General features: G+C 68.8%; 6 protein-coding genes and 1 pseudogene. 4 read left to right on the top strand and 3 right to left on the bottom strand.

Annotated features, from left to right (window positions below):
• Positions 1–10 precede the first annotated feature (10 nt).
• The 3 genes from AQJ91_RS07395 (at position 11) to AQJ91_RS07405 (ending at position 886) form a co-directional block, all read left to right on the top strand.
• A complete protein-coding gene (locus tag AQJ91_RS07395) occupies positions 11–193 on the top strand; it encodes a DUF6416 domain-containing protein (protein ID WP_067017644.1) in 183 nt (60 codons plus the stop codon).
• Between the two features lie 89 nt (positions 194–282).
• Complete coding sequence (locus AQJ91_RS07400; protein WP_067017645.1) at positions 283–639, top strand: DUF6247 family protein; 357 nt, start codon at positions 283–285, stop codon at positions 637–639.
• 61 nt (positions 640–700) lie between these two features.
• On the top strand, positions 701–886 hold the full coding sequence (locus tag AQJ91_RS07405; RefSeq protein WP_324617980.1) for a hypothetical protein: 186 nt from the start codon (positions 701–703) through the stop codon (positions 884–886).
• A 21-nt stretch (positions 887–907) separates the two neighbouring features.
• On the opposite strand, the pseudogene AQJ91_RS55250 reads toward AQJ91_RS07405, so the two are convergent.
• Positions 908–1,191: pseudogene (locus AQJ91_RS55250) on the bottom strand (Scr1 family TA system antitoxin-like transcriptional regulator); the annotation flags it as partial.
• Between the two features lie 499 nt (positions 1,192–1,690).
• On the opposite strand from AQJ91_RS55250, the gene AQJ91_RS07410 reads away from it, so the two are divergent.
• Positions 1,691–2,413 (top strand): DUF6193 family natural product biosynthesis protein, encoded by a 723-nt coding sequence (locus tag AQJ91_RS07410; RefSeq protein WP_067017647.1) that lies wholly within the window; start codon positions 1,691–1,693, stop codon positions 2,411–2,413.
• An 82-nt stretch (positions 2,414–2,495) separates the two neighbouring features.
• Here AQJ91_RS07410 and AQJ91_RS07415 read toward each other — a convergent pair whose 3' ends face one another.
• Together AQJ91_RS07415 and AQJ91_RS07420 are read right to left on the bottom strand one after the other, a co-directional pair.
• Positions 2,496–5,735, bottom strand: coding sequence for a S8 family peptidase (locus AQJ91_RS07415; protein WP_234381868.1), 3,240 nt, complete (start codon positions 5,733–5,735; stop codon positions 2,496–2,498).
• Between the two features lie 247 nt (positions 5,736–5,982).
• Positions 5,983–6,666 carry an ABC transporter ATP-binding protein gene (locus AQJ91_RS07420; protein ID WP_067017649.1) on the bottom strand — a complete coding sequence of 228 codons (684 nt, stop codon included), beginning with the start codon at positions 6,664–6,666 and terminating at the stop codon, positions 5,983–5,985.
• Between the last annotated feature and the right edge of the window lie 161 nt (positions 6,667–6,827).

Here is a 6,827-nt window from a genome sequence, read left to right on the forward strand (position 1 = left end):
ACCGAACCGCTTGCCCCGTCACATCACCGAACCGCCCGGCGTCACCGCCGGCCGGGCACGCAAGGAGGCCGGGCGCCGCTTCCTGTTCCACTGGTGGGAAGCCCCTGGCGGCGCCGACTACGCGGTGAAGGAGTCCGTTGCAGACCTCTTCAGCGCGGCCCTGAAAGCGGAGACGCGGGCACAGCAGCGGTGACGGGCTTGAGGCCCCCGAAGCAGGCAGGCCTCTGCCGTCCCGCCTCTGCCAGTACCGTGGGCATCCGGAGGCCAAGCGGAGGAACGCACGTGACCACGCAGCCCGACCATGGGGGACAGGATCTGATCCCCCGGCCCGAACGAACCCCTGAAGCCATCCGCACCGCCCTCGCTCGTGTCGCCCCCCACCGACTCGGCGACATGGAACGGCACAAGGAACAAGCACTGGCCACCGCAATCCAGGACGGCAAGATCGGCCACCTCCAGGCGTGGCTCACCCACTGGCACGCGCAGGTGGAGATCGAGCGCCGCCCCGACCTGTCCGCCCGTCACCACGCCGCACTCGCCTCCGTGCACGGCACGACCGGTAAGGACGACCCCGCGTTCCGGCACGGCATGATCGAACTGGCCGCCGTTGAGGACGAAGCCGTGCGGGCGGTGTCGTGACCTGGCAGTGGGAGTACGACCCGGACGAACAACCGTGATCGGCGGAGCCCCGCCTGCGTTCGTGGCCGAGGTCGAGAAGAAGGCGGACGAGTTGGTCCGCGCCGCGGCCGCGTTCCACCTCGACGGAACCGGCTGCCAGGGAGAGGGACCGAAAGGCGGGTTCGCCCACGTCGCCGGCGGATTCTTCAACTACCTCGTCGTCCCCCGCCACGAACGCCTCTACATCATGCAGGTGACTTTCCTTTGATGCGGCTTCCTCGCATCCCGCTCAGGCGGTCAGCTCGTCGGCCTTGAGCGCGGCGACGAAGGGGGCCCAGGGGTGGGCGGTGAGGAGGAGGGACGCTTCCGGTGACAGTGCGACGGCCCTGAGCCGATCGTACGACCTGCGGTACTACTCCACGAGTGCCGGATCGTCGGTGGTGTCACCGCTGTGCAGCGACTCCGTGTAGACCAGAGGCGGGCATCCGGGAAGGTCATGATCTTCGCCGTTCCAAGCATGAAGGGGTGCGGGCCGCACTTCCGCAAGAGAATCTGCGGAACGATGCGACGGCGCCCGCAGCGCGTGTACCCCCGCGAAGACGGCCAGATTCCCGCACGGCGACACCGTGTGTCAGCCGAAGCGGCGCGGCCAGGGCGCCGGAAACGAGACCTCCGAAGCCGTGGCCGAAGCCCGGGCCGACGGTCCGATCTCCTGCACGATCAGTTCACTCCCTGAAGGGCAGCGACCATCAACCGGCACCATACGGCCGACGCGGTCGCGTCCCGCGTCGTGGTGTAGGGGATCAAGCGTTGGGCGTTCCAGTACGAGGCTCCAGGTGATCTTCGCCGAGCCAGCGGTCCACGAGGTGTCCTGCTGGGGCGAGTTGAGCGACCGGTCGTGCGGAGCCACCGCCGCCGACCTGCGGATTCCGGCGACTTGATCGGCTACACCACCCGGCGGGACGCCATCGCCGACGCCGCCGGCCTCGACCACCTGGGCAACGACGAACTGTGCCCCACATCGAATGACGCATCCGGTGCAGTTCCGCCTTGTTGACGTGACACTGCTTGGGTGAACTCCGCCCTATACCCCGACCTGGCCGCCGCGGGCAGCCTGGCCGTCGCGCTGGAACGGCTGGCAGCCGAGCTCGCTGTCGATCTCACTGTGGTGCCCGGCGACTGGGGAGCATCCGCTTCGGCGGCCATCGCGGCCTCGGTGCCCGCGCGCGGGCCGCTCTCCGTGCACATCGGGGCCGAGGCCCGCCGGTTCGTCGTCTCCGGCTGGAGTCAAGGCGTCCAACTCATCACTGGAGCGACATCGGATCTCTCGGATGTCGTCAGAGCGGGTGTGGCCTGGGGGGAGGGCCGGAGCCTGCGGGACCTGCGGCGCCTGCTGCCGTTTCTGGGCTTCACCGAGCTCGCGGAGGCTCACGAACGCGGGCCGGCCGCGGCAGTTGACGTGCAGTGGCGCCTGATGCGGGAATGGGCGGCCACCAAGCCGGACTTCCCTGAGTTCGGCCTTCTCGTGGAAGCGGCCCACGCCGAACCGCGGCTCCGGCAGCTGTACCCCATCTCCAGCCACTGGACGCTCGGCTTCAACGTCTCCACCGGTGTTCCGTCCAGGGTGGCGACAGCCGTCGTCCCCGCGTACGAAGGCAGTCCTTATCGCGTCCAGAAGTTCCTGCACGCCGGTCTGATCTGTGAGGCCGACACGGCGGAGGAGGCTGTCGCCTTTGCGGTGGCCCACCTCCCAACCGATCTGGGACCGGCCGTCGCCGGGGTAGTCGACCTGTGACCGGAACCGCAACGGCCTGTCCAGGACCGAGGTCCCGGACAGGCCGTCCGCGTACGGAGCTACCTGCGGAGTGACTTACCGCTCACTTTCCGTAGTACGCGTTGTAGATCGAGATCGTCGACTTGTTGCCCTTCTTGTCCGTGATCTTGGCGTGGAAGGAGATCGCCTTCCCGGCCGCCGGATTCTTCGCGGTGATCTTTCCGTTCTTGACCTCGGTCTTCTTCCAGGTCTGGCCGTAGTCGTACGACACCCACACCGACAGCGACTTGAGGTTGCCGCCCGCCGCGGAGCCCACGACGCTCACCGGGATCTTGACCGTCCTGCCGGCCGGGACCTTGCTGTCCAGGCCCGTGGTGGCGTTGAAGCGGACCGTGGACGCCGGGAGCTTGGCGAGTTCGGCCTTCTTCGAGCGGAACGTCCAGCTCGCGTCGATCCGCGTGGACGCGGCCGCCAGCTTCGCGCTCCGCTTGACCGAGGTGGTCAGCTTGTACTCGGCGTCACCGGCCGGGACCTTGAACGTCTCCGCCCCGAAGAACGGGTCGGTGTTGGTGCCGACCTTGGTGCCGTTGCGGTACAGGCTCGTGGTCACCGACGTGAAGTCCGAGGACCCCGCGTGCTTGTGGGCGTCGGCGAACAGCGGCAGGTAGCCGTAGATCTCGTTGCCCTCGCGGAACAGACCGAAGTCCGCGTTGAGGTGCGGGCCGAAGACCGCCGTGTTGAAGGTCTTCGTGTAGCTCTTGCCCGCCTTGAAGGTCTGCGGGGCGCCGAGTGTGTAGAACGACTCCGTGACCGGGAAGCCGTCTGCGTCCTTGCCGGCGTACTGCTCGAAGTCGAACGTCCACTGGATCTTGTCGGACGTCGACAGATACAGCGTGCGCGCGCCCGGCAGCTTCTGCTCGACGGCCGTGCCGAAGACGAAGTCCTCGGGGAAGAGGCCCAGCGCGGTGAGGCCGCCGGTCTTGCCGGGGGCCGGGGCGCCGAGGTTGTTCTTCACCTTGGCGAGTTCACTCGCCTTGAAGTGCCGGACCTTGTCCCCCTGGAGCTTCTTGACCTTGGCGGTGGTCGCCACGTCGTACTCGGCACTCGCCCCCTTGGTCCACTGGCCGTTCCAGGTCTGCGTCAGACCGCTGGACACCGCGGCGCCCTGGTACGCCAGGCGGATGTCGGCGAAGGACCTGCCGCCGACAATGACACCGGTCTCGGCCGCCTCGTACGTGTAGCCGACCGTCGCGGAGGCCGGCTTCGCCTGCCGGTCCGGGACGGTGATGTCGGCCACCTTGGTCTTACGGGCGTCGAACGTCACCGAGGTGTTCTTGGTGACCGACAGCTTCGGCTGGACGATCCAGTCGAGGGGCCCCTCGGCGCCCTCCGCCGGCACGATCCAGGCGTCCATCAGATAGGTGCCCTTGGGCAGCCGCATCGTCGTCGTGCCGGACGCGGTGGACGGCACCAGGTAGGCGCGGTCCTTGGCCAGGCCGGTGTAGCCGAACGCGACGGTGAGGTAGTCGGGGGTCGGCTTGCCGTCCCGGCCGATGTGCTTGACGGCGACGTCGTACGACTCGACCTCGCGCTGTACGGCGCCGGCGGTACGGACACTCTGCCCGCCGCCCGTCGCGGTCACGTACGCGGAGTAGGAGCCGTCGAGGGTGCCGCCCAGCCTGGTGTCGGCGGTCATGTCGACGGTGGCCGTGCCGCCCGCCGGGACCGTGACGGTGGTCGCCGCGAGCTTGAAGAATCCGGCCGGAGCGGCCTGCCCCTTCGGGTTGGTGGCGGTCACGGCCAGCTTGAGGGTGACGTCGGTCTTACCGAGGTTGCGGTACGTCAGCGGCTTGGTGACCGGCTTGTCGTCGGTGTGGGGCCACTGCTGCACCCCGAAGCTCAGCGACACCGGGTCGGCGATCACGGTCTGCTTGAGGGCCTGGTCGACCTGGATCCGGCCCGAACCCTGCTGGAACGGCGTGTACTTGCCGCCCTTGGTGGACGCGGTCAGCGCGCCCTTCAGTTCGGCGGAGGTCCAGTCGGGGTGCCGCTGCTTGAGGATCGCCGCCGCGCCCGCCGCATGCGGGGTCGCCATCGACGTACCCGAGATGCTCAGATAGCCGGCCGGGTTCTCCCCGACCTCCTGCTCGATGAGGCTGCCCTTGGCGGAGGCGGCCGTGATGTCCACGCCCGGCGCGGTCACGTCCGGCTTGATCGCGCCGTCGCCGAAGCGCGGCCCGGTGCTGGAGAAGGGGGCGAGGACGTCCTTGTCGTCGACGGCGCCGACGGTGAGGGCGGCGTCCGCGCTGCCCGGTGAACCGACCGACTCCGGGCCGGAGTTGCCGGCCGCGATCGCGAAGAGGATGCCCTTCTCGTCGGACAGCTTGTTGACCGCCGCCTCCAGCGGGTCGATCTCCGGCGTGTCCATGCCGCCGAGGCTGAGGTTGACGACCTGGGCGCCCTGCGCGGCTGCCCACTCCATGCCGGCGAGGATGCCGGAGTCGTCGCCGAAGCCCTGGTCGTCGAGGACCTTGCCGTTGAGGATGTCGGCGCCCGGTGCGACGCCCTTGTACTTGCCGCCAGACCCCGCGGGAGACGCAGCGCCGGTGCCGGCCGCGATCGACGCGACATGGGTGCCGTGGCCGACCTTGTCCTCGGCCGTGGTGGCCGGGGTGAAGTTCTTGGCGGCGACGACCTGGTCCTTCAGGTCCGGGTGGGTGGCGTCGACGCCCGTGTCCAGTACGGCGATGGTGACGCCCTTGCCGTCGTAGCCGGCCGCCCACGCCTTGGGGGCGCCGATCTGCGGCACGGACTTGTCGAGGCTGGCCTCGCGGATGCCGTCGAGCCAGACGTGCGCGACGCCGGCGGCGGTCCTGTCCCCGTTGGTGACCGCGTCCCAGAGCTCGGGTGTGTCCTCGTGCGGGGTCTGTACGGCGTCCGCGTTCAGGGACTTGAGGGTCCGGCGGAGGGTGCCCGCGTCGCGGACGTCGGCCTTGGCGGCGGTGGCGGCTCCCTGGTAGCCGACGATGACCTTCAGGCCGTTCTTCTGGGAGCTGCGGGTGGCGGACTTGCTGAGTTCGGTGATGTCGAAGAGCCGCTGGTCCAGCTTGCCGGCGGCGACCAGACGGGCCGCGTCGGCGGGTATGACGAGCGTGTGCCCGTCGGCCTTGCGAATCTGCACGGGTATGCGTTCACGCCCCTCGGACCGCTCCAGGCCGACCACGCGGCCCTTGGCGTCCACGGTGACCCGGTCACCCGTGATCAGCGTGATCCGGTGCTCGGGCGCGAGCTGGGCGGCCGGACTCGTACGCTGCTCGGGCTCGGCCGACGCCGGGCTGGTCATGCCCGCGGCGAGGGCGGTGGCCGCAGCTGTGGCTACCGCGGCAGCGCACGCTCTTTTCACTTGTCTGCGCAAGATTCCCCCTTGCTTAGGTACCGGATGAATTCCCCGTTCATCCGGCCGGGGGTGGTCCAGCGCGCATACGCGATCACGCGCACCCCCCGGAATACGCAGTATGCCGGGGGGTGATCAGTCACCTCAATAGACAGGAACCGCACAGAATCGGCCTGAGTTTCAGCCAAGTCCCTGTTCAGGAAGCGGCGTTCTCCTTGACGGTGATCTTCCCCTTCTTGATTGTGGCCAGTCGGGGAGCCTTTTTCGCGATCGCCGAGTCATGGGTGACCATGATGAAAGTGAGCCCGAGCTCCTTCCACATGCGTTCGAGTACGTCCATGATCTCGTCGCGCATCGACTCGTCGAGGTTTCCGGTGGGTTCGTCGGCCAGCAGCACCTTCGGCTGCTTGACCAGCGCGCGGGCGATGGCGACGCGCTGCTGCTGGCCACCGGACATCTCACCCGGCAGATGCCCGAGCCGCTCCCCGAGCCCGACCGACTCCAGCGCCTCGGCGGCCCGTTCGCGCCGCTCCTTGGTCTTGACGCCGAGGGGCACGAGGGCGGTCTCGACGTTCTCCTGCGCGGTGAGCGTCGGGATGAGGTTGAACGACTGGAACACGAACCCGATGTTCTCGCTACGCACCTTGGTGAGCCGCGCCTCGGACAGTTTGCCCAAGTCGGTCCCGTCCAGCACGACTTCCCCGGAACTGGGCCGATCGAGCCCCCCGAGCATCTGGAGCAGGGTGGACTTGCCGCCCCCGGTGGGGCCCTGGATGACGAGCCGGTCCCCGTCGGCGATGGTGAGGTCGACGCCGTCGAGGGCATGGACGGTGTCCTTGCCTCGGGTGTAGCGCTTGGTGACGTTTCTGAGGTCGTACATGGTGTAACTCCTGGGATAGGTGAGGGGGTTGTTGGTCGGTCTCCGCAAGTTGCGGTCAGCCTCGCCGCCGGCTCGCACAGCTACGGGCGGTCACGCCGCTGTCCCGCACAGGCCCCGGGCAGCCGCGCCACCGACCCGCACAGGCCCCGGGCGGTCACGCC

Source organism: Streptomyces dysideae (assembly GCF_001514305.1).
In the GTDB taxonomy this organism is placed as follows: Bacteria; Actinomycetota; Actinomycetes; order Streptomycetales; family Streptomycetaceae; genus Streptomyces; species Streptomyces dysideae.